This is a genomic window from Pseudomonas sp. Tav-5-1A, from assembly GCF_055755055.1.
The window spans coordinates 5,507,193-5,528,896 of sequence record NZ_CM146901.1 but is presented as its reverse complement, the minus strand read 5'-3'; the positions used below and the strand labels follow the sequence as shown (position 1 = coordinate 5,528,896).

The following is a 21,704-nucleotide window of genomic DNA, read 5'->3' as shown; positions in this document are numbered from 1 at the left end:
TAGCGCATGTGTTTTATAACATTGATTCTGACAAAATTGACAGAAATTCATCAGTTATCGTACATCTTTGGCGGGCCCTGGACGCGGCCTTTGGCCGCTGCTACGTGAGGGGCGGCGCCTTCCAGGCATGAAAAAGCCCGCCGGGGAGGGCGGGCTTCGGGTGTTGCGGGGCAGCTATCAGCTTTTCGGTGCTTCAGCCTGGTCCTGCTTGGCCTGGGCATCGCCGGTCTGCTGGTACCAGCCACCACCCAGCGCCTTGTACAGGTTGACCTCGCTGGTCAGCTGCGACAGGCGGTCGCTGATGGCCGACTGCTGGGCGCTGAACAGCGAGCGCTGGGCGTCCAGGAAGGTCAGGTTGCTGTCCACGCCGATGCGGTAGCGGCGCTCTGCCAGGCGGTAGTAGTCCTGGTTGGCTTGCACCAGGTCTTTCTGCGCCTGCAGCTGTTCCTTGAAGGTCTTGCGCGCCGCCAGGCCATCGGAGACTTCCTGGAAGGCGGTCTGGATGGATTTTTCGTAGTTGGCGACGTTGATGTCCTTCTGGATCTTCGCGTAGTCCAGGCTGGCCTTCAGGCTGCCGGCGTTGAAGATCGGCAGGTTGATCGAAGGCGCGAAGGTCCAGGCGCCCTGGCCACCCTTGAACAGGTTGCCCAGCTGCGAGCTGGCGCTACCCGCCGAGGCGGTCAGGGTGATGCTTGGGAAGAACGCCGCGCGGGCCGCGCCGATGTTGGCGTTGGCGGCCTTCAGGGCGTGCTCGGCTTCAAGGATGTCCGGGCGACGCTGCAGCAGGTCGGACGGCAGGCCGGCCGGCACTTCGGTCAACAGGTCGCCGTCGAGCGGTTGCGGCTTGGCCAGGTTGGCCGGCAGCGGGCCGCCTAGCAGCAGCACCAGGGCGTTTTCGTCCTGGGCCACTTGGCGTTGGTACTTGCTCAGGCTGACCTTGGCGGTTTCCACCGAGGTGCGCGCCTGGGCCAGGTCCAGCGCCGAGGACACGCCCACTTCGCTGCTGCGCGAGGTCAGCCGGTAGCTTTCCTCGTAGGCCTTGAGGGTGTCTTCGGTCAGCTTCAGCAGGTTTTGGTCGGCCTGCCAGCTGTAGTAGGCGTTGGCCACGCTGGCCACCAGGCTGATCTGCGTGGAGCGGCGGGCTTCCTCGCTGGACAGGTAGGTTTCCAGCGCCTGCTGGCTGAGGCTGCGCACGCGGCCCCAGAGGTCCAGCTCGTACGAGCTGATACCCAGGTTGGCGGTGTACTCGCCACCCACCGCGACCTTGCCGGTAGAGCTCAGGTCGGCCGGGGTGCGGGCACGGGTGCCGGTGGCGTTGGCGCTGACCGCCGGGAACAGGTCCGCACGCTGGATGCGGTACTGCGCCTGGTAGGCCTGCACGTTGAGGATCGCCACTTTCAGGTCACGGTTGTTGACCAGCGATTCCTGGATCAACTGCTGCAACGCCTGGTCGTGGAAGAACTGCTGCCAGCCCTGCTCGGCGGCGGCCATGCTGGCTGCCTGGGCAGGCGAATACGCCTGCCCTTGCGGGTACTGGGCCGGCACAGGCGCGGCCGGCTGCTTGTAATCCGGAATCAGCGAGCAGCCGCTGAGGATGGCCGCGGCGACCGCGATGGACACTAGGGACTTGCTCATTGCCCAGCCTCGTTACGTGGGGTTTGGGTCGATTCGATCGACTCGTGCGACGCGTGCTCATCCTTCTTGCGCTTGTCACCGAACAGCGCTGACACCGACACGAAGAACAGCGGTACCCAGAACAGCGCCAGGGTAGTGGCCGTGATCATGCCGCCGATCACGCCGGTACCGATGGCGTGCTGGCTGCCCGAGCCGGCGCCGTGGGAGATGGCCAGTGGCACAACACCCAGGATGAACGCCAGGGACGTCATGATGATCGGGCGCAGACGCATCCGGCAAGCCTCGATGGCCGCTTCGGTGTAGCTGCGGCCCTGCTCATGCAGTTCCTTGGCGAACTCGACGATCAGAATGGCGTTCTTCGCCGCCAGGCCCACCGTGGTCAACAGGCCCACCTGGAAGTACACGTCGTTGGACAGGCCGCGCAGGCTGGTGGCCAGCAGCGCACCGATGATACCCAGCGGCACCACCAGGATGACCGCGATCGGGATCGACCAGCTTTCATACAAGGCTGCCAGGCAGAGGAACACCATCAGCATGGAAATGGCGTACAGCGCCGGAGCCTGGGAACCCGACAGGCGTTCCTCGTAGCTCAGGCCGGTCCAGGACAGGCCCACGCCTTTGGGCAGCTTGGCGGCAATGCGTTCCACTTCGGCCATGGCCTCACCGGTACTGTAGCCAGGCGCTGGCGAACCGAGGATCTCGATACCTTCCACGCCGTTGTAGCGGGCCAGTTTCGGCGAGCCGTAGATCCACTTGCCGCTGGCGAAGGCCGAGAACGGCACCATGGTGCCGGCGCTGTTGCGCACGTACCACTTGTTCAGGTCTTCAGGGTTCATGCGCGAGTTCGCCTGGCCCTGCACGTACACCTTCTTCACCCGACCGCGGTCGATGAAGTCGTTGACGTAGCTGCCACCCAACGCCACCGACAGGGTGGTGTTGATGTCGGCGATGGTCACGCCCTGGGCGCTGGCGCGTTCGTCGTCGATTTCCAACTGGAACTGGGGCTCGTCGTTCAGGCCGTTCGGACGGGTCTGCGTGAGGATCTTGCTTTGCGCGGCCATGCCCAGGAACTGGTTGCGCGCTTCCATCAGCTTGTCGTGGCCGATGCCGGCACGGTCCTGCAGGTAAATGTCGAAGCCGGTGGCGTTACCCAGCTCCAGTACCGCAGGCGGTACGAAGGCGAACACCATCGCGTCGCGCAGGCTGAAGAAGTGCTGTTGGGCACGGGCCGACAGTGCGGCAGCGGTGTTGTCGGCGTTACGCTCGTCCCACGGCTTGAGCATGATGAAGGCCATGCCCGAGCTCTGGCCGCGGCCGGCGAAGTTGAAGCCGTTCACGGTGAACACCGAGCTTACCGCGCCTTTCTCGTCGTCCAGCAGGTACTTGCGCATGTCGTCGATGACGGTCTGCGTGCGCTGGGCGGTGGAGCCTGGCGGGGTCTGCACCTGGGCAAAGATCACGCCCTGGTCTTCTTCCGGCAGGAACGAGGTAGGGATGCGCGTGAACAGCCACGCCATGCCCACCACGATCAGCACGTAGGCCAGCAGGTACGGCACTTTGCGGCGCAGCACGTGGCCCACGCCAGCTTCGTACTTCTGCACGCCGCTGTCGAAGGTACGGTTGAACCAGTTGAAGAAACGACCGTGCTTGTGGTGATCCTCGCCCTTCTTGATGGGCGCGAGCATGGTGGCGCACAGCGCCGGGGTGAAGATCAGCGCGACCATTACCGACAGGGCCATGGCCGAGACGATGGTGATGGAGAACTGACGGTAGATCACGCCGGTGGAGCCGCCGAAGAACGCCATCGGCAGCAGTACCGCCGACAGCACCATGGCGATACCCACCAGGGCGCCCTGGATCTGGCCCATGGATTTCTTCGTGGCTTCTTTGGGTGACAGGCCTTCCTCGGCCATCACCCGCTCCACGTTTTCCACCACCACGATGGCGTCGTCCACCAATAGGCCGATCGCCAGCACCATGCCGAACATGGTCAGGGTGTTGATGGTGAAGCCTGCGGCGGCCAGGATACCGAAGGTACCCAGCAGTACCACGGGCACTGTCATCGTGGTGATGATGGTGGCGCGGAAGTTCTGCAGGAACAGGTACATCACCAGGAACACGAGGATGATCGCCTCGACCAGGGTTTCCACCACGTTATGAATCGAGGTGGTGACCACTGGGGTGGTGTCGTACGGGAACACGGCCTTCACGCCAGGCGGGAAGAAGGGTTCCAGGTCGGCGATGGTCTGGCGGATGGCCTTGGCAGTGTCCAGGGCGTTGGCGCCGGTGGCCAGCTTGATGGCCAGGCCGGAGGCCGGAGCACCGTTGAACTGCGCATCGATACTGTAGTTCTCACCGCCCAGGCCCACTTCGGCGACATCGCCTACGCGCACTTGGGAACCGTCGGTGTTGACCTTCAGGAAGATGTTGCGGAACTGCTCGGCCGTCTGCAGGCGGGTCTTGCCGATGATGGTGGCGTTCAGCTCCTGGCCGGCTACCGCAGGCAGGCCGCCCAGCTGGCCGGAGGACACCTGCACGTTCTGCGCCGAGATGGCGGTGGAGACGTCGCCCGGGGTCAGTTGGTACTTGTTCAGCTTGGCCGGGTCGAGCCAGATACGCATGGCGTACTGGGCACCGAACACCTGGAAGTCACCCACGCCCGAGGTACGCGAGATGGGGTCCTGCATGTTGGAGACGATGTAGTTACTCAGGTCGTCCTTGGTCATGCTGTTGTCGGTGGACACCAGGCCCACCACCATCAGGAAGTTCTTCACCGCCTTGGTCACGCGGATACCCTGTTGCTGCACTTCTTGCGGCAGCAGCGGGGTCGCCAGGTTCAGCTTGTTCTGCACCTGGACCTGGGCGATGTCAGGGTTGGTGCCCTGGTTGAAGGTGGCGGTAATGGTCATGCTGCCGTCGGAGTTACTTTCCGAGGCGACATAACGCAGGTTGTCGATACCGTTGAGCTGTTGCTCGATCACCTGCACCACGGTGTCCTGCACGGTCTGTGCAGAGGCGCCTGGGTAGGTTACCTGGATGGCGATGGCCGGTGGCGCGATCGCCGGGTACTGGTTGATCGGCAGGCTGAGGATCGATAGAGCACCGACCAGCATGATCACCAGGGCAATTACCCAGGCGAAAATCGGACGGTCGATAAAGAATTTCGACATGGTTTACTCCCCTTTGCCGCCTGCGGACGCATTGGTGGCGGGGGCAGGGTTCGCAGGTTTGACGTTGGTCGCTTCGGTCGCCTTGACCTCGATGCCTGGCTTGACGTACTGCAGGCCTTCGGTGATCACGCGGTCACCGGCCTTCAGGCCATCTTCCACCAGCCACTGGGTGCCGACGGTGCGGCTGGCTTTCAGCTCACGCAGCTCGACCTTGTTGTCGGCATTCACCACCAGTGCGGTCGGGGTGCCTTTCAGGTCGCGGGTCACGCCTTGTTGCGGCGCCAGGATGGCCTGGGCGGCAACGCCGGCTTCCAGCTGGGCGTGCACGAACATGCCCGGCAGCAGGGTGTGGTCTGGGTTGGCGAACACGGCGCGCAGGGTGACGGAACCGGTGGTTTCGTCGACCGACACTTCCGAGAACTCCAGCTTGCCTTCCTGGGCGTAGGTGCTGCCGTCTTCCAGGGTCAGCTTGACCTTGGCGGCGTTGTCACCGGCCTTCTGCAGGGCGCCGCTGGCCAGTTCGCGGCGCAACTTCAGAATCTCCGCCGAAGACTGGGTCACGTCAACGTAGATTGGGTCCAACTGCTGGATGGTCGCCATGGCGTCGGTCTGGCCGCTGGTGACCAGGGCGCCTTCGGTCACGCCCGAACGGCCGATGCGGCCGGTGATCGGTGCGTAGACCTTGGTGTACTTCATGTTGATCTGCGCAGTCATCAGCGCCGCTTCGTTCTGCAATTGCGTGGAACGGGCGTTGTCGTATTCCTGGCGGCTCACGGCCTGCTCGTTGATCAACTGCTTGTAGCGATCAGCCAGCGACTTGGATGCCTGCAGGGTGGCCTGGGCGCTAGCCAGGGTGGCCTCGTACACCGACGGGTCGATCTGGTACAGCTGCTGGCCGGCCTTGACGTCCGAGCCTTCGGTGAACAGGCGCTTGAGAATGATGCCATTGACCTGAGGACGGACTTCAGCCACACGGAAGGCAGTGGTGCGGCCCGGCAGTTCGGAGGTCAGTGTGTAGGCTTGTGGTTGCAGGGTTACGACGCCGACCTGAGGAGTTTGTGGGGCGGGGGCCGCCTCTTCCTTTTTACAGCCGCTGAGCAAAGTGGCCAGGGCGACGGCGGAAACCAGAGCGGTAACAGCTGGCTTGAATTGCATGAAGATCCTCGGGTCAGGAGCACTGTGAATGCTCAAGAATAGTGGAATGGCAAAAAAGAGGTGCTACTAGATTAGTAGCTTACTAACGAATATACTTACATTCATGGTTGTTTGTAAACACCCGAAGGTCCCTGAAAACGCCTTACGGGTACGATTCAGCAAGCGCGGTAGCAGGCACACAAACGCCGCACCGTCCCGACCCCGACTGCCGAACACAGCGGGGCCCCCGAAAGAGGTTTTTACTGCCATGGTCCGACGTACTAAAGAGGAAGCCCAGGAGACGCGGAACCAGATTCTGGAAGCTGCCCAGAACGCTTTCTACGAGCGTGGCGTGGCGCGCACCACCCTGGCCGACATCGCGGCGCTGGCGGGCGTGACCCGCGGTGCCATCTATTGGCATTTCAGCAACAAGGCTGACCTGGTGCAGGCGATGCTCGATTCCCTCCATGAACCGTTGGACGAACTGGCGCGGGCCAGTGAGAGTGAAGAGGAACTCGACCCGTTGGGCTGCATGCACAAGTTGCTGGTGCATTTGTTCCAGCAAGTGGCGCTGGACCCCAGCACGCGGCGCATCAACGAGATCATGTTCCATAAATGCGAGTTCACCGACGAGATGTGTGACATTCGGCGCCAGCGTCAAGCTGCCAGCCTGGACTGCAACGTGCGTATCGATTTGTCCCTGCGCAACGCGGTCAACCGCGGGCAGTTGCCCGAAGACCTGGATACCGCTCGCGCCGCGGTGGTCTTGCATGCCTATATTGACGGCATGCTGGGGCAGTGGTTGTTGGTGCCAGATAGTTTTGACCTGAATCAGCAGGCCGAAAAATGGGTTGACGCATGTTTCGATATGCTGCGCCTGAGCCCGGCGCTGCGCAAATGAAAGTGTGATTCCAGTTGTATCAACGTATAAGCTGATAGCAGAATTAATAATTATTGGCTGTGTGCCATTATCCACGTTCAACCTGGGTTTGGATAGTTAGCCGGCTAAGTATTTTCTGTTTTGGCGCCGAGCGTGTGAATGACTTCGCAGACCAACCTGCTGGACCGCAATGACCAGCCCCTCAAGGGCATCGGCCTGATCTGCCTCGCGACACTACTGTTTGCCAGCCACGACGCCTTGTCGAAATTCCTCTCCGGTATCTACCCCATTGTCATGGTGGTATGGGCGCGTTATCTGGTTCATACCTTATTGATGCTGGTGGTATTTGTGCCACGCACTGGCCTTTCCAGCGTTATTCGTACCAAGCGCCCGGGGCTGCAATTGGTCCGCGCCTTGTGCCTGATTGGTACCAGCCTGCTGTTTACCACTGGCCTGCGGTATATCCCGTTGGCCGAGGCCACTTCGGTCAACTTCCTCGCGCCCTTGCTGGTCACTGCCTTGTCCGTGGTGATATTGGGCGAGCGAGTTACCCGCAGCCAATGGGGCGCGGTGCTCACGGGGTTTATCGGCGTATTGATCGTGGTGCGGCCGGGGGGAGACCTGTTTACCCCGGCCATTCTCTACCCGCTCGGTTCAGCGCTGTGTTTCGGCTTCTATCAGCTGATTACGCGCAAGCTCAGTGATATCGACAGCCCCACCACCAGCAACTTTCTGGCTGGCATATTCAACACGCTGATCATGTCAGCTTTATTGCCGTTCTTCTGGGTGCGCCCCGATTGGCTGCACGCGCTGTTCATGATCGGCCTGGGCACCTGCGGCATGCTCGGCCACCTGTTGCTGACCCAGGCGTTTCGCCACGCACCGCCGGCCATGCTGGCGCCGTTCAGCTATGGGCAGATCCTGTTCGCCGGCATGTATGGCTTCCTGATCTTCGACCACACCCCCGACAGTTGGGCGCTGACCGGCATCGCGGTCATTTGCCTGAGTGGCCTGGCGGTGGCCTGGGCACAACGCAAACGCTGAATCGGCGGCTACGCTCTGTTGGAATTACAACAACAAGAGGTGTGGCCCATGAAGGATTTCAGGCGCTGGCTGCTGGTGCTGTTGGCGGTGCTGTCGCCGCTGGCGCTGGCCGCGGGCAACGACGATGCCAGGGAGGCGGCAGCCGCCAAGGCGCTGCTGGAAAAAGCCCTGGCCTATTACCACGACAACGGCGACAAGGCCTTCGCCGCGTTCAGCCGCCAGGGGCAGTTCATCGACGGCGACCGCTACGTGTTCGTGGTCGACACCCAAGGCGTGATGCTTGCCAGCGGTGGCCCGTCGGCGGCGCTGATCGGGCGCAACGTCAATGACGTCATCGGCCCCGACCTGCAGCAGGCGTTCAAGCAGGCGGTGAACATCCCTGAGGCCAACGGCATCCAGCAGACCGAATACAAATGGCAGAACTGGCAGGACGGCCGCGTGGAGCGCAAGCGCGTGTTCTACCAGCGCATCGGCAACCGCATCCTTGCCGTGGGCTACTACCTGCCGCGCGCCTCGCCGCAACAGGCCCAGGCCCTGCTGGACAAGGCCGTGGCCGCCATCAAGAGCGACCAGAAACAGACTGTGCAGGACATCAACAACCTCAAGGGCGGCTTCCTGCAGGATGACCTGTACGTGTTCGTCGTCGACCTCAACAGCCACCGCTACGTGGCCCACGGCACCAACCAGCGGCTGGTGGGCGTGGACTTCACCACCGTGCGCGACCCCGACGGCAAGCCGGTGGGCGAGCCGATCCTGGCGCTGATGGCCAAACAGGACAGCGGCGAGTACGACTACCGTTGGCGCAACCCGGTGACCAGCCACGTGGAAGACAAGCACGTGTATGTGCGCAAGGTGGGGCTGGTGATGGTTGCTGTCGGCTATTACAGCCGTTGATGTTGCTGCCGTACGCGATGTCGTTGTAGCCGCTGCCGGCAGGCTGCGCTGGCCCGTGAATACGCTGAAAATCTCCAGTGAGGCTCAGGGCCAGCGCAGCCTGGCGGCAGCGGCTACAGGGGTTTGATGAGGGGCGGCATTAGCGCCCGCGCAAGATGGCGTTGGGCATCGCCAGCGCCGCCCCAAGGCCCAACACCGAGATGGCCGCGCTGCCCAGCAACAGCACCCGGAAGGTCTCCAGCAGCTTGCCGCGCAAGGCCTCCTGGGCCGCACCGCTGCTGGCGTGCAGGCTGGCCAGCAAGGCATCGCCCGAGGCGCCATCGGGGCCCAGGTCCAGCCCATGCAGCAAGGCCAGCAGCAGCGCCGACATGCACGCCACGCCCATGGCCCCGCCCAGGGAGCGGAACAGGTTGGTGGTGCTGGTGCCCACGCCAATGTCCTTCTGCTGCACCGCGTTCTGCGCGCCTACCAGCGAGGTGGGGAATTGCAGGCCGGCGCCGAAGCCGGTCAGCAGCATGAACGCGCCACTGAGCAGCAGCCAGTCCGGTGGGGTGAAGGCCAGGCCCAGGATACCCAGGGGGATCAGCACCGCGCCGGTGAGGATCACCGGTTTGTAGTAGCCGGTGCGCGCCGTGGTGCGCCCGCCCAGGAAGGCGCCGATGGGCAGGCCGATGGCCAATGGCAGCACGTCCAGTGCCGCGCTGTCGGCGCCGGCACCGGTCACGGTCTGGAAGCGCAGCGGTATCAGCACCGACAGCGAAATGGCCTGGAACGCGGTGAAGAATACCGTGCACCAGCACAGCACCGCCGGGCGAATGGCAAACAGGTGCATGGGCAACAGCGGTTCCGGCGCGCGCCGTTCATGGCGCACGAACAGGCTCAGGGCCACCACTGCCAGCAGCAGCGTGCCCCATACGGGCGCCTCGCCCAGGCCGCGGCCCTGGCCCAGTTCGGTGATGCCCAGCAGCAGCGAGGTGAGGCCGACGATCATCAGCATCGTGCCCAGGTAATCGATCACCGGCTGCCGACGGTTCACCGCCAGGCCGCGCAGCACCTGGCGGGCGTACAACCACGCACCCAGGCCCAGGGGCAGGTTCAGCAGGAAAATCCAGCGCCACGACAGGTACTCGGTCATGTACCCGCCCAGCACCGGGCCGGCGACGCTGGCCGCCGCGTACATGCTGCTGAAGTAGCCCTGGTAGCGCCCGCGTTCGCGGGGCGGCACGAAGTCGCCGATGATCGCCTGGCTCACCGAGACCATGCCGCCGGCGCCGATGCCCTGGATGATCCGCGCCAGCACCAGCTGCTCCATGCTCTGGGCCATGGCGCAGAACAGCGAGGCACCGGTGAACAGGCCCAGGCCGATGAGGATCATGCGGCGGCGCCCGTACAGGTCGCCGAACTTGCCATAGATAGGCACGGCCACGGTCATGGCCACCATGTAGCCGGAGATGACCCAGGCCAGCAGGTTGACGTCATGGAACTGGGCGGAGATGGCCGGCATCGACACGGCGACGATGGTCTGGTCGAGGGCGCCGAGGAAAATCGCCAGCATCAACGAGATGAGGATGCTGCGCAGGGCAGGTTGGGGGTGGTTGAGGTTGGTCACGGGGCAGGCCTGCAAGGCAGAGAAACCCCGGCAGCACCGGGGGGAAAGTCCCCCCAGTCTACTAGATAGCTAGCTATGTGTTCTATTCGATTGTTTCATAGGCCAAACCAACGTAGTTCTCGGCGATGGTCTTGCGCCCGGCCTCGGAGCCTACGTAGTAGTCCAGTTCGGTCTGCTGGATGCGCTGGCTGAAGTCGTCGGTGTCGGGGAATTTGTGCAGCACCGAGGTCATCCACCAGCTGAAGCGCTCGGCCTTCCATACCCGGCGCAGGCAGACTTCCGAGTACTTGGCCAGCAGGTCGGTGCGGCCTTCGCCGTAGACCTTGCACAGGATGTCGAACAGCGTGCTGACGTCGCTGGCCGCCAGGTTCAGGCCCTTGGCGCCGGTGGGCGGGACGATGTGCGCGGCGTCGCCGACCAGGAACATGCGCCCGTACTGCATGGGCTCCACCACGAAGCTGCGCAGCGGCGCGATGCTCTTCTCGATGGACGGGCCAGTCACCAGACGCTCGGCGAGGTCCGCAGGCAGGCGGGCCTTGAGTTCGTTCCAGAAGCGCTCGTCGGACCAGTCCTCGACCTTCTCCTCGGCGCTCACCTGCACATAGTAACGGGTGCGGGTTTCCGAGCGCATGCTGCACAGGGCGAAGCCGCGTTCGTGGTTGGCGTACACCAGCTCTTCGTTGACTGGCGGCGTGTCGGCGAGGATGCCCAGCCAGCCGAACGGGTAGACGCGTTCGAAGGTCTTGATCGAGTCGGCCGGGATGGCTTGCCGCGCCACGCCGTGGAAGCCGTCGCAGCCGGCGATGTAGTCGCAGTCCAGGCGGTGCACCTGGCCGTCTTTCTCGTAAGTGAGGTACGGCGCCTCGCCCTTCATGTCGTGGGGGCGTACGTTGCTGGCTTCGTAGACGGTCTGCGCGCCGCAGGCCTGGCGGGCAGCCATCAGGTCTCGGGTGACTTCGGTCTGGCCGTAGATCATCACGGTCTTGCCGCCGGTCAGGGTCTTGAGGTCGATATGCGCGCGGCGGCCATTGAACGCCAGTTCGAACCCGGTGTGCACCAGGCCTTCGGCGTCCATGCGGGCGCTGACACCGGCCTTGCGCAGCAGGTCGACCATGCCTTGTTCCAGCACGCCGGCGCGGATGCGGCTGAGCACGTAGTCGGGGGATTGGCGTTCGACAATCACGTTGTCGATGCCGGCCTTGTGCAGCAATTGGCCGAGCAGGAGGCCGGAGGGACCGGCGCCGATAATGGCGACTTGAGTCTTCATTGTTATCATCCCAGGCAAGGTTCGCAGGGCCCGAGGGCGGCTTGCGAAGTGTTTTTATGATTGGAGTGCCTGCATTTTTCGCTTCAAACGCCGGGTCAGGAAGGTGAAAATCGCGCGTTATTTTGTACTTTTCGCTAATCGGTGCGATTATCGAGTGAAATTCGCGTCCTGGAGTGCGTCACGATGTCACGGCCTGCCGCGCCACCCATTCCGGTGTTCAAGCTCTACGGCGAGGGCCAGGACTGGCTGACCCCCGACCTGCTGCATTGCGAGACCATCCCCAAGCGCAGCCGCCTGTACCACTGGGAAATCCAGCCGCACCGCCACGCTGATCTGTGCCAGCTGCTGTACGTACACGCCGGCCAGGCCGAGATCGAGGTGGAGGGCCAGCGCCGGCTGATTGCCGAGTCGACCCTGCAGGTGGTGCCGCCACTGTTCGTCCACGGCTTTCGCTTTTCCGAGGACATCGACGGCCACGTCATCACCCTCGCCGCACCGCTGGTCAGTGAGCTGAAAACCTTGCTGGGCGCCGCGGGCGAGGTGCTGATGGCGCCGGCCACCTTCGGCGCCGGCGCGGACCGGGACTACCTCAACACCCTGGTGTCGGCCGTGCAGCGCGAGTACGCCGAGGACCATCCAGGCCGGGATTTGGCCCTGCACTCGTTGATCAACATGATTGTGGTGTGGGTCAGCCGCCAGATGATCCAGCGCAGCCGCGCCGGGCAGACGGTGGAGCGCGGGCGAGAGTATTTCAACGGTTTCACGCGGCTGGTGGAAACGCGGTTTCGCCAGCAGCCCAGCGTCGAGGCGCTGGCCCATGCCGCCGGGCTGTCAGTGGCCCACCTCAACAACGTGTGCCGGGAACTGGCCGGGCAATCGGCGCTACAGATCATTCACCAGCGGCTGTTGCTGGAAGCCAAGCGCAACCTGATCTACACCAGCATGACGGTCAGCCAGGTGTCGGACAGCCTGGGCTTCGCCGACCCGGCGTATTTCTCACGCTTCTTCCGCCGCCTGGCGGGCGTGTCGCCGAGGGCGTTTCGCCTGGCGGGCAGCCTGCCGGCCGAACTCAGCGCATCGCGTTGAAGTTGCCCGAGTGGGGCAGGCACATGGTGTCGCTGCAACTGAGCTCGATGCGCGGGACGTTGCGCGCCTCTTCCACTCGCCAGGCTGCCGTGGCGTAGAGCGCGGCGGCGAGGATGATCAGCAGAGTCATCAGGTAGTTTCTTGTTGTAATGATCATTGCACTCACCTTTGCCATGAAGGGAGGGGGTATGCATCAATCAGTCTAGATCAAGGTTCAAGGCGGTGCCCGGCGTCTACACAAAGTACGTTTACGTGTAAAGGCTGATACGGACTAATTTGCTATCAGGAACCATCTTTTTACTTCTAAAAAGAATCTTGGAAATTAAAATCGACCACAAAACAAACAGTTATATGATCCAATAACTCATCTGTGAATGTGTTACTTTAAATTGACACGTGTGGTCCAACTCTGGAACTATCGACTCATGGCTATGGGCCTTCTCTGGTAGCCATCCAGTAGTGCATTGTTTCTCGAAACCCGCGTCCCAACTGATCCCAGAGCGTTTCTGTGCGGTAGCTTTGACCCGCGCGCCAGGGCTCGATCGCTGCAACTTCTCATACCTTTGGACACGCCCTTTGCCGTCAGCACTTTGACGGGTGGCCGGCGTTCGTCCGCTTTTTATCAACAATAAGCTCCCTCAACGGAAGCATGCGCGCGCCTGGCGCCGTCCCATGCAAAGGGGTCACATCATGTATGGAAAATACCTGGAAACTTCCACCGGCTGCGTAGTGGGTGGCGCCGGGCCTGCGGGCATGGGGCTGCTATTCAATGCCGTGCGCACTGGAACCATTGCTGAACTGGCGCAATATGGGTTGATTATCGTCGATGCCAGCGCCACGCCTGGCATTGGGCGCCTGGGGGAATATCAAATCACCGCCAACTCGGTGGGTGACGTGTTCCTGGACTGCCTGCGCGACCCGGCGATGGCTGAAGTGTTCGCGCCGCTGCAGGCCTCGCCGGCGTACTGGCGTATCCGCGACCAGGCCCAGGAGGCACCGCTGCTGTCGCAGGTGGGTGAACTGCTGCTGGAAGCCTCGCAGCTGGTGCTCGATCACATCGTGGCGCGCTACAGCGTGCAATTGTGGAGCGAGACACTGATCACCGAGGTGTTCCACGACCGTGACGAGTATCACATCTGGGTGGAACACCGCGGCCAGAAACAGTGCATCCGCAGCCACGCGCTGGTGCTCAACCTGGGCGGGCGCCAGGATCCGCACAATCTGCTCAACGGCCTTGCGGCCCAAGGCCTGACGTTGCCGCCGGCCAGGGCGATCCACAGCGCCGACAGCCTGTTGCGGCTGACGCCCCGGGCGCTGCGCGCCACCTTTGCCACGACGGTGGCCCAGGGCGGTAGTTTCAGCGTGATCGGTGGCTCCCACAGCGCCTTCTCGATGCTGGAAAACATCGCCGTGGCACTGGAACCGCTGGGCCTTGCGCAGGTGAACCTGATCCATCGCTCGTCCATCCGGCTGTTCTACGAGAGCGTCGAGCAAGCGCGGGCCAACGGCTACGCGTTTGATCCGGTCGCGGACGTGTGCCCGATTTCCGGCCGGGTCAACCGTTCCGGTGGCCTGCGCTACCGGGCCCTGGTCGTGGGCCGGGAAGTGCTGGAGCGCGGCGTGGTAGGTGGCACTTCGGTGCGTGCCCGGCTGCTGCAGACCGACGGCAGTGACGTGGAACAGATGCGCGCAGCCAGTGAAGTGCTGCGCACTGCCGCGGTGGTGATGCAATGCACCGGTTACCAACCGCTGCTGCCACAGCTGCGGCGCATGGATGGCACCGCCATCGAGCTGCGCCAGGTGACTGGGGGCCTGGACTCCGACCCCAGCGGCTGCCCGTGCGACCAGGGTGGGCGGCGGCTGCACGGGCTGCACCTGTTCGGGCTGGGCTCGGGGCTGGGTGTCGACCCGCTGCTGGGCAGTGAACCGTCGTTCAGCGGGCGGATCTACGGCGTCTGGCAATTCCACCATGACGCCAGCCGCGTGGTGATCGATGCGGTGCTGCAGCGCCTGGCCGACCTCGCCAGCCCACCGGCGACGGTGGTGCATGCACAGTTGGAAATGGTCAGTGGCTGGCCCGAGCGGTCGTCGGGCAGTGATTGGGCAGAAGCGGCATCGTGACAACCAAGGGCGAACCCAACCGGGTTCGCCCTTTTTTTTGCCCGTAGCAGCTGCCGCAGGCGGCGTCCGGCCCCGCTGCGGTAAGCGTGAAAGATCGCGTTGCCCGGGACGCGGCCTGCGGCCGCTGCTACAGGTGCGGTGTGCACAGGATTTCGCGTAGCAGCTGCCGCAGGCGGCGTCCGGGGCCGCCGCGGTAAGCCTGAAAGAACGCGGGGGTACGGGGAGGCGGGGGCCTCAGCGCAGGCTTGCCTGGCGCGCCAGCCAGTCGATGAACGCCAGCGTGCCTTCGCTGGCGGTGCTGCGCGGCGGCTGCACCAGGTAGTAGGCCAAGCCGGTGCGCACTTTCAGCTCGAAGGGCATGGCCAGCCGCTGCTGCGCCAGGTCCTCGGCAATCAGCGACCAGTCGCCGATGGCCACGCCGGTGCCCTGGGTGGCCACCGACATCGCCAGGTCCAGGGTCTCGAAATGCTGGCCCTGGCTGAGGTTGGGCAGGCTCACGCCGGCACCCGCCAGCCAGGTCTCCCAGTCTTCTTCGTCACGCGTAGGGTGCAGCAGCATGTGCTGCGCCAGGTCCTCGGGCTGGCTGAGCGGCAGCGGGCCGGCCAGCAGCGCGGGGGCGCACACGGGCGTCAGCTGTTCGTCGAACAGGTGCCGCGGTTTTTGCCCGGCCGCCGGTTCCGGGCCGTAGATGATGGCCGCCTCGAAGCTCTCGTGGCGGAAATCCACGCCATGTTGCACCGTAGTGGTCAGCTCCACGGGAATGTCCGGGCGTTCGGCCTGCCAGCGCATCAGCCGTGGCCACAGCCAGCGCATCACGCAGGTGGGGGCCTTGAGTTGCAGGGCCTGGCGCTGGCCGCTGGCAGCCTGCACGGCTTCCTCGATCAGGCCGAACACCTGCTGGATCCGCGGGAACAGCTCGCGGCCCTGCTGGGTCAGGCTCAACCCCCGTGCCTGACGCATGAACAGCGGGTAGCCCAGGTGGCTTTCCAGCCCGGCGATCTGCCGGCTGACCGCGCCCTGGGTGATGTGCAACTGCTGGGCGGCGCGGGTGAAGTTGCAGCATTGAGCGGTGACCAGGAAGGTGTGCAGCGCGGGCAACGGGGGCAGGCGTTTCATCAGCTTCAGCCATGATCTGGGGACATGGCTAGTATGACTATATTTGCCTTGTGCACACCAGCCGCCAACCGCTGAAATGCCGCCTGTTTGCAGAACAATCAACAGGCGGTGAAACAATGGCGACGTGCGGCGAAGTGTTGGTCAAACTCCTCGAAGGCTATGGCGTGGAACAGGTCTTCGGTATTCCGGGCGTGCATACCGTGGAGCTGTACCGCGGGCTGGCGCGCTCGCCCATCGAGCACGTCACGCCACGCCACGAGCAGGGCGCCGGTTTCATGGCCGACGGCTACGCCCGCACCCGCGGCAAGCCGGGCGTGTGCTTTATCATCACCGGGCCGGGGATGACCAATATCACCACGGCCATGGGCCAGGCCTATGCCGACTCCATTCCCATGCTGGTGATTTCCAGCGTGCAGGCCCGCGGGCAGCTGGGTGGCGGCCGCGGCAAGCTGCACGAACTGCCGAACCAGAGCGCGTTGGTGGCCGGGGTCTGCGCGTTCTCGCACACGCTGATGGCGGCCGCCGACCTACCGGCCGTGCTGGCGCGCGCCTTCGCCGTGTTCGACGGCGCCCGGCCGCGCCCCGTGCATATCGAAATCCCCTTGGATGTGCTGGTGGAAGACGCCGACGCCTTGCTGGCCAGCGAGCCGGTGCGGGTGCAACGCGCCGGTGCCGCGCCCCAGGCCGTGGCCCAGATGGCGCAGTGGCTGCGCCAGGCCCGGCGGCCATTGATTCTGGCCGGCGGTGGTGCCATCGATGCCGCGCCAGCGCTGACATTGCTGGCCGAACGCCTGCAGGCGCCCGTGGCGCTGACCATCAACGCCAAGGGCCTGCTGCCCGCCGCGCACCCGCTGCAGATCGGCTCCACCCAGTCGCTGCCCGCCACCCGTGCGCTGATCGACGAGGCCGACGTGGTGCTGGCCATCGGCACCGAACTGGCGGAGACCGACTACGACATCACCTTCAAGGGCGCCTTCCGCATTCCCGGCACCCTGCTGCGGGTAGACATCGACCCCGACCAGACCGTGCGCAACTTCCTGCCCAAGGTGGCCCTGGTCGCCGACGCCAGCAGCGCCGCCCAAGCCTTGCTGGCCGCATTGGACGTTGGCTTCCTGCCACCGCGCGAGCCGCAGTGGGGCGCCGCCCGCGCCAGCCAGCTGCGTGCCACCCTGGCCGCGGAATGGGACGCGCCTACCCGCGCCCAGACGTTGATGCTCGACACCCTGCTGGAGGTGTTGCCCGATGCGGTGCTGGTCGGCGATTCCACCCAGCCGGTGTACACCGGCAACCTGACCCTGGACATGGACCACCCACGCCGCTGGTTCAACGCCTCCACCGGCTACGGCACCCTGGGCTATGCCTTGCCGGCGGCCATGGGCGCCTGGCTGGGCGGCGCGGGCAAGCGCGAGCTGCGGCCGCCGGTGGTGTGCCTGATCGGCGACGGCGGCGTGCAGTTCACCCTGCCGGAGCTGGCCAGCGCCGTGGAAGCGCGCATCCCGGTGATCGTGCTGCTGTGGAATAACCAGGGTTATGAGGAGATCAAGAAGTACATGGTCAACCGCGCCATCGAGCCGGTGGGCGTCGATATCCATACCCCCGACTTCATCGCCATCGCCCGCGCCATGGGCTGCCACGCCCAGGCCGCCAGCAATGTGCAGGCCCTGCGCGAGGCGCTGCACGGCGCCGTGGAGCGCAACGTGCCGACCCTGATCGAAATTGACCAAACTACCTGGATGAGCGAATTCCACCCATGCTGACTTTCCCGCAGAACCTGGCCGGCCTGTACATCGACGGCCAGTGGAGCCACGGGCCCCAGGCCCTGAGCGTCATCAACCCGGCTACCGAAGCCGTACTGGCCCAGGTGGACGGCGCCGATGAAGGCGCGGTCGACCTGGCGGTGGCCGCCGCCCACCGCGCCTTCCGCCAATGGTCCACGACCTCGGGCAGCGAGCGCGCCGGCTACCTGCGCGCCATCGCTGCCGGGGTGACCGCCCAGCGCGAACGCCTGGTGCAATTGCAAGCCTGCAACAACGGCAAGCCGCTGTTCGAGGCTGGCATCGACGTGGACGACGTGATCGCCACCTTCACCTACTACGCCGAACTGGCTGACGGTCTCGACGCGCGGCTGGACAGCCCCGTGCCGCTGCCCACCGACGAGTTCAGCGCCCGCGTGCGCCGCGAGCCGTGCGGCGTGGTCGGGCTGATCGTGCCGTGGAACTTCCCCATGGTCACCACTGCGTGGAAGCTGGCGCCGGCCCTGGCCGCCGGTTGCTGCGTGGTGCTGAAACCCTCGGAGGTCACGCCGCTGGCCGAACTGGAACTGGCGCGCATCATCGCCGCTTGCGGCCTGCCCCAGGGGGTGTTCAACCTGGTGTGCGGCACCGGCCTAGCGGTGGGTGCGCCCATGGCGGCCCATCGGCGTATCGCCAAGATCTCCTTCACCGGCAGCAACGCCGTGGGCGTGCAGGTGATGCAACGCGCCGCCGAGACCGTGAAGGGCGTCAGCCTGGAACTGGGCGGCAAGTCAGCCTTGCTGGTGCTGGAAGACGCCGACCTGCAACTGGCCGTGGAGCTGGCCAGCGGTGGCGGCTATTTCAACGCCGGGCAGATGTGCTCGGCCACCAGCCGCGTGTTGGTAGCGCGGCCTCTGTACGCCGAGTTCGTGCAGCGCCTGCAGGCCCGCGCCGAAGCCATCGTCCAGGGCGACCCCTTCGAGCCGGGCACCGAGATGGGCGCGCTGGTGAACCGCGTGCAGTACCAGCGGGTGTTGGGTCATATCGAGGCCGGCATCGAAGCGGGGGCCACGCTGGTCACCGGTGGCTCGCGGCCGGGCAACCTGCCAACCGGCTTCTTCGTGGCGCCCACGGTGTTCACCGACGTGCCGCTGGACAGCGCCCTGTGGACCGAGGAAATCTTCGGCCCGGTGCTGTGCGTGCGGGCGTTCGACAGCGAGGCCGAAGCCATTGCCCTGGCCAACGACAGCGACTTCGGCCTGGTGGCCAGTGTGGTCAGCGCTGACGTGGCGCGTGCCGAGCAGGTGGCCAACGCCCTGCAGGCCGGGTTGGTGTGGATCAACGCGCCGCAGGTGATCTTCCCGCAGACCGCCTGGGGCGGCTACAAGCAGAGCAGCCTGGGCCGCGAGCTGGGGCCGTGGGGCTTGCAGGCGTTCCAGGAGATCAAGCACGTGGTGCGCGCCATGTGATCCAGCTGGCCCGGCTCACACCGTCATGCGCAGGCGCTGCAGGTCGCGCGCCGGCGGGGCGCCGAACAGCCGGCTGTACTCGCGGCTGAACTGCGAGGCGCTTTCGTAGCCCACGCGGTAGCCGGCGGCGCAGGCGTCGAGGCCGTCGGTGAGCATCAGCCGGCGGGCCTCCTGCAGGCGCAGCAGTTTCTGGTACTGCAGCGGGCTCATGGAGGTCATGGCCTTGAAGCGGTGGTGCAGGGTGGACACGCTCAGGTTCACCTCGCGGGCCAGGTCTTCCATGCGCAGCGGGTGATCGAAATGGCTGTTCAGCCAGTCGATGGCCTGGGTCACCCGGTGCATCTGGCTGTTGCTCACGGCAATCTCGTACAGCCGGTGGCCCTGGGGGCTGCGCAGCAGGCGATAAAGAATTTCCCGACGCACCAGCGGCGCCAGCATGGCGATGTCCCGCGGCGTATCCAGCAGTCGCACCAGGCGGACCACGGCGTCGAGCAGGGGCGCATCCAGTTGTTCCACGTACAGGCCGCGCTCGGTGGGCCGCGCCGGCACGCCGGTGGGGCCGGCGGCGGCAATCAGCGCGTTGATTTCGCCGGGGTCGATGTCCAGCCGCAACGACAGGCACGGGCTCTGTGGCGATGCTTCCAGGATCGCGCCGCTGACCGGCATGGCCACCGACACCACCATGTAATTCAGCGGGTCATACAGGTAGTCCTCATCGCCCAGGCGCACGCGCTTGCTGCCATTGGCCAGGATGCACAGGGCCGGGCGCATCAGTTGCGGGAACGACTGGCTGCACTGCTCCGAACGGCTGAGGAACAGCGCCGGTATGGCGGATTCAAAGCTGCCGTTGCCGGCGATGTGGCGGTCGATCAGGTCGGCGAGGGTGGCGCGCTGGCTTTCCATGAAAGGGTCCAGCTGCGCGTGGAGACGCTCGAAATCGGTCATGGCGAAGCCTCGGTAGGCGAATGCGTCGAGGATAGTTTTGTGCAAGCGCCGGGGCCAGTCCAATCCTGCGCCATGCTTGCCTGATCCTGCCGATGTTGCCGAACGGGCCAGCGGCCATGGGCCTGGCTGCTGGCGGCCATTGGTCCGGTTGCAGCGGGCGGCTGCCTGGGTGTTGTTGCACCCCGGCAGGATCAGGCAAGGCTGGAGCAGGAATCGACTAACGCTGGCTGGCGGCAGCGCTTAATCTCTGTTGCCGTACCACCAGTATCAGCCGACTACGGAGAAACGTCCCATGTCATTACCCACCCCCGTCAGCCATTGCGCTTTCATTCGGGCCCGCGCCGGGCGTTCCGCCGAACTGGGCCAGCGCCTGGAACGCTTGCTGGCGCCCTCGCGCCACACCCCGGGCTGCCTGCACTTTGCCCTGCAGCACTCCCAGTGCGACGAAGACCTGTGGCTGATCAGCGGTTTCTGGGCCAGCCAGCAGGCCATGGCCATCTGGTTCGATTCGCCGGTGATGCAGGTGTTCGATGCGCTGGTGAACGATATGCTGGTCACCAGCCTGGACTTCTACACCTTTAGCGACGTGGACAGCCGCAGCACTTGCGCGGTGCACAAACTCGCGAGTTGAAGCGCTAGAATGCCCGGCTTCACTAAACGCCGGGGCACTGACGATGGCACGCAAAGAGTTTCAACACTTCGAGGCCGTTTCGGCCGTGGTTCCGGGCGAGGGTGGCTATAGCGCAGCCATTGCCGTGAAGGCGCTGGGCGCCGGTGGCGCGCCGCGCTTCCACAAGATATTGCCAGGCAGCACCTTCGCTACCGCCATGACCGCTGACCAGGCTGCCTGCGACGAGCTGGAAAAACTCGCCGACGTGGACACCGACGGCGAGCTGGTCTGGTAACGGCCTACTGCGGCCGATACATCTTGAACAGGGCCTCGGGGCCCAGCTGGAAGTAGTCGGCGGGGCCGCCGCCACGCAGGATCGGCTGGGCGGCGGCGGTGTCGTAGATACCGTCCTTGAGCAGCCATTTGGCGATGTGCACGGCCACCACCTCACCCAGGATCAGCCAGCTGGGCACCACCTGCTTGTCGGCCCGTTGCAGCTGGATAATCTGCGTGACCTTGCATTCGAACGACACCGGGCTTTCCTGCACCCGCGGCACCGCGATCACCTTCGACGCCACTGGCGTCAGGCCGCTCAGGCTGAACTCGTCGACTTCCGGCGCCACCGCCGCGCAGCTCTGGTTCATCTGCTCGGCCAGCGGCCGGGTGGCCAGGTTCCAGGCGAACTCGCCGGTCTTCTCGATGTTGTTGAGGCTGTCCTTGCGGCCCACGCTGGAGAACCCGATGATCGGCGGGATGTAGTTGAAGGCGTTGAAGAAGCTGTAGGGCGCCAGGTTCAGGCGCCCCTGCTCGTCGTGGGACGAGATCCAGCCGATGGGCCGCGGCCCGACGATGGCGTTGAACGGATCGTGGGGCAGGCCGTGGCCCTGGGAAGGTTCGTAGTAGTGGATATCGTCGGGCATTGCACGATCCTGGTGGGCAAAGATGCCAGTGTGCCGCCGACAGGACGCGCCACGCAACCGTAGCCGCTGCC

The 21,704-nt window shown here is 64.8% G+C and carries 18 protein-coding genes; 9 read left to right on the top strand and 9 right to left on the bottom strand.

Features of this window, described 5'->3' with window-relative positions:
- Positions 1–177: 177 nt before the first annotated feature.
- Genes adeC through AC0J42_RS25410 form a run of 3 tightly spaced genes read right to left on the bottom strand, consistent with a single transcriptional unit; the run spans position 178 to position 5,960 of the window.
- Complete coding sequence (adeC, locus tag AC0J42_RS25420; RefSeq protein ID WP_473004384.1) at positions 178–1,635, bottom strand: AdeC/AdeK/OprM family multidrug efflux complex outer membrane factor; 1,458 nt, start codon at positions 1,633–1,635, stop codon at positions 178–180.
- Positions 1,632–4,805 carry an efflux RND transporter permease subunit gene (locus tag AC0J42_RS25415; RefSeq protein WP_473004383.1) on the bottom strand — a complete coding sequence of 1,058 codons (3,174 nt, stop codon included), beginning with the start codon at positions 4,803–4,805 and terminating at the stop codon, positions 1,632–1,634. The genes adeC and AC0J42_RS25415 overlap by 4 nt, the downstream gene beginning before the upstream one ends.
- A 3-nt stretch (positions 4,806–4,808) precedes the next feature.
- Positions 4,809–5,960, bottom strand: a complete 1,152-nt coding sequence (locus tag AC0J42_RS25410; RefSeq protein ID WP_416426704.1) for an efflux RND transporter periplasmic adaptor subunit — start codon at positions 5,958–5,960, stop codon at positions 4,809–4,811.
- A gap of 247 nt (positions 5,961–6,207) precedes the next feature.
- On the opposite strand from AC0J42_RS25410, the gene AC0J42_RS25405 reads away from it, so the two are divergent.
- The 3 genes from AC0J42_RS25405 to AC0J42_RS25395 all read left to right on the top strand — a co-directional run bounded on the left by AC0J42_RS25405 (position 6,208) and on the right by AC0J42_RS25395 (position 8,757).
- Positions 6,208–6,840 (top strand): TetR family transcriptional regulator, encoded by a 633-nt coding sequence (locus tag AC0J42_RS25405; RefSeq protein WP_416426702.1) that lies wholly within the window; start codon positions 6,208–6,210, stop codon positions 6,838–6,840.
- 138 nt (positions 6,841–6,978) lie between these two features.
- Entirely contained in the window at positions 6,979–7,863 is an 885-nt protein-coding gene (locus tag AC0J42_RS25400) for a DMT family transporter (RefSeq protein WP_416426700.1), read from the top strand.
- A gap of 48 nt (positions 7,864–7,911) precedes the next feature.
- Positions 7,912–8,757 carry a cache domain-containing protein gene (locus AC0J42_RS25395; protein ID WP_416426698.1) on the top strand — a complete coding sequence of 282 codons (846 nt, stop codon included), beginning with the start codon at positions 7,912–7,914 and terminating at the stop codon, positions 8,755–8,757.
- Between the two features lie 139 nt (positions 8,758–8,896).
- Here the strand turns inward: AC0J42_RS25395 and AC0J42_RS25390 are convergent, their stop codons facing one another.
- The gene (locus AC0J42_RS25390; protein ID WP_416426696.1) at positions 8,897–10,366 is read right to left on the bottom strand and encodes an MDR family MFS transporter; all 1,470 of its coding nucleotides are present in this window, start codon (positions 10,364–10,366) and stop codon (positions 8,897–8,899) included.
- Between the two features lie 82 nt (positions 10,367–10,448).
- The gene (gene pobA / locus AC0J42_RS25385) at positions 10,449–11,633 is read right to left on the bottom strand and encodes a 4-hydroxybenzoate 3-monooxygenase (RefSeq protein WP_473004381.1); all 1,185 of its coding nucleotides are present in this window, start codon (positions 11,631–11,633) and stop codon (positions 10,449–10,451) included.
- Between the two features lie 183 nt (positions 11,634–11,816).
- Between pobA and AC0J42_RS25380 the strand changes: the two genes are divergently transcribed.
- Positions 11,817–12,719, top strand: a complete 903-nt coding sequence (locus AC0J42_RS25380) for a helix-turn-helix domain-containing protein (protein ID WP_473004379.1) — start codon at positions 11,817–11,819, stop codon at positions 12,717–12,719.
- Here the strand turns inward: AC0J42_RS25380 and AC0J42_RS25375 are convergent.
- On the bottom strand, positions 12,703–12,876 hold the full coding sequence (locus tag AC0J42_RS25375; RefSeq protein WP_473004378.1) for a hypothetical protein: 174 nt from the start codon (positions 12,874–12,876) through the stop codon (positions 12,703–12,705). The two genes, AC0J42_RS25380 and AC0J42_RS25375, sit on opposite strands and share 17 nt — an antisense overlap.
- A 533-nt stretch (positions 12,877–13,409) precedes the next feature.
- On the opposite strand from AC0J42_RS25375, the gene AC0J42_RS25370 reads away from it, so the two are divergent.
- Positions 13,410–14,840: a pyridine nucleotide-disulfide oxidoreductase gene (locus tag AC0J42_RS25370; RefSeq protein ID WP_473004377.1), complete on the top strand. Its 1,431-nt coding sequence runs from the start codon at positions 13,410–13,412 to the stop codon at positions 14,838–14,840.
- Positions 14,841–15,074: 234 nt separating this feature from the next.
- Here the strand turns inward: AC0J42_RS25370 and AC0J42_RS25365 are convergent, their stop codons facing one another.
- Positions 15,075–15,956: a LysR substrate-binding domain-containing protein gene (locus AC0J42_RS25365; protein WP_473004376.1), complete on the bottom strand. Its 882-nt coding sequence runs from the start codon at positions 15,954–15,956 to the stop codon at positions 15,075–15,077.
- Positions 15,957–16,072: 116 nt separating this feature from the next.
- Between AC0J42_RS25365 and AC0J42_RS25360 the strand changes: the two genes are divergently transcribed.
- The gene (locus AC0J42_RS25360; protein WP_473004375.1) at positions 16,073–17,713 is read left to right on the top strand and encodes a 5-guanidino-2-oxopentanoate decarboxylase; all 1,641 of its coding nucleotides are present in this window, start codon (positions 16,073–16,075) and stop codon (positions 17,711–17,713) included.
- Positions 17,707–19,158 carry an aldehyde dehydrogenase family protein gene (locus AC0J42_RS25355; protein WP_473004374.1) on the top strand — a complete coding sequence of 484 codons (1,452 nt, stop codon included), beginning with the start codon at positions 17,707–17,709 and terminating at the stop codon, positions 19,156–19,158. The genes AC0J42_RS25360 and AC0J42_RS25355 overlap by 7 nt, the downstream gene beginning before the upstream one ends.
- Before the next feature lie 15 nt (positions 19,159–19,173).
- Here AC0J42_RS25355 and AC0J42_RS25350 read toward each other — a convergent pair whose 3' ends face one another.
- Positions 19,174–20,103 carry an AraC family transcriptional regulator gene (locus AC0J42_RS25350; RefSeq protein ID WP_416426682.1) on the bottom strand — a complete coding sequence of 310 codons (930 nt, stop codon included), beginning with the start codon at positions 20,101–20,103 and terminating at the stop codon, positions 19,174–19,176.
- Between the two features lie 292 nt (positions 20,104–20,395).
- Between AC0J42_RS25350 and AC0J42_RS25345 the strand changes: the two genes are divergently transcribed.
- Positions 20,396–20,734 carry an antibiotic biosynthesis monooxygenase family protein gene (locus AC0J42_RS25345; protein WP_473004373.1) on the top strand — a complete coding sequence of 113 codons (339 nt, stop codon included), beginning with the start codon at positions 20,396–20,398 and terminating at the stop codon, positions 20,732–20,734.
- A 43-nt stretch (positions 20,735–20,777) separates the two neighbouring features.
- Positions 20,778–21,008, top strand: coding sequence for a hypothetical protein (locus AC0J42_RS25340; RefSeq protein WP_416426679.1), 231 nt, complete (start codon positions 20,778–20,780; stop codon positions 21,006–21,008).
- A gap of 4 nt (positions 21,009–21,012) precedes the next feature.
- On the opposite strand, the gene AC0J42_RS25335 is transcribed toward AC0J42_RS25340, so the two are convergent.
- Positions 21,013–21,633, bottom strand: a complete 621-nt coding sequence (locus AC0J42_RS25335) for a flavin reductase family protein (RefSeq protein WP_416426677.1) — start codon at positions 21,631–21,633, stop codon at positions 21,013–21,015.
- Positions 21,634–21,704: the final 71 nt, after the last annotated feature.

Coding starts and splice junctions, on each gene's coding strand:
- AC0J42_RS25355 (WP_473004374.1), top strand. CDS start 17,707: ATGCTGACTTTCCCGCAGAACCTGGCCGGCCTGTACATCGACGGCCAG.
- AC0J42_RS25375 (WP_473004378.1), bottom strand. CDS start 12,876: ATGATCATTACAACAAGAAACTACCTGATGACTCTGCTGATCATCCTC.
- pobA (WP_473004381.1), bottom strand. CDS start 11,633: ATGAAGACTCAAGTCGCCATTATCGGCGCCGGTCCCTCCGGCCTCCTG.
- AC0J42_RS25360 (WP_473004375.1), top strand. CDS start 16,073: ATGGCGACGTGCGGCGAAGTGTTGGTCAAACTCCTCGAAGGCTATGGC.
- AC0J42_RS25380 (WP_473004379.1), top strand. CDS start 11,817: ATGTCACGGCCTGCCGCGCCACCCATTCCGGTGTTCAAGCTCTACGGC.
- AC0J42_RS25350 (WP_416426682.1), bottom strand. CDS start 20,103: ATGACCGATTTCGAGCGTCTCCACGCGCAGCTGGACCCTTTCATGGAA.
- AC0J42_RS25365 (WP_473004376.1), bottom strand. CDS start 15,956: ATGAAACGCCTGCCCCCGTTGCCCGCGCTGCACACCTTCCTGGTCACC.
- adeC (WP_473004384.1), bottom strand. CDS start 1,635: ATGAGCAAGTCCCTAGTGTCCATCGCGGTCGCCGCGGCCATCCTCAGC.
- AC0J42_RS25335 (WP_416426677.1), bottom strand. CDS start 21,633: ATGCCCGACGATATCCACTACTACGAACCTTCCCAGGGCCACGGCCTG.
- AC0J42_RS25410 (WP_416426704.1), bottom strand. CDS start 5,960: ATGCAATTCAAGCCAGCTGTTACCGCTCTGGTTTCCGCCGTCGCCCTG.
- AC0J42_RS25340 (WP_416426679.1), top strand. CDS start 20,778: ATGGCACGCAAAGAGTTTCAACACTTCGAGGCCGTTTCGGCCGTGGTT.
- AC0J42_RS25370 (WP_473004377.1), top strand. CDS start 13,410: ATGTATGGAAAATACCTGGAAACTTCCACCGGCTGCGTAGTGGGTGGC.
- AC0J42_RS25405 (WP_416426702.1), top strand. CDS start 6,208: ATGGTCCGACGTACTAAAGAGGAAGCCCAGGAGACGCGGAACCAGATT.
- AC0J42_RS25400 (WP_416426700.1), top strand. CDS start 6,979: ATGACTTCGCAGACCAACCTGCTGGACCGCAATGACCAGCCCCTCAAG.
- AC0J42_RS25395 (WP_416426698.1), top strand. CDS start 7,912: ATGAAGGATTTCAGGCGCTGGCTGCTGGTGCTGTTGGCGGTGCTGTCG.
- AC0J42_RS25345 (WP_473004373.1), top strand. CDS start 20,396: ATGTCATTACCCACCCCCGTCAGCCATTGCGCTTTCATTCGGGCCCGC.
- AC0J42_RS25415 (WP_473004383.1), bottom strand. CDS start 4,805: ATGTCGAAATTCTTTATCGACCGTCCGATTTTCGCCTGGGTAATTGCC.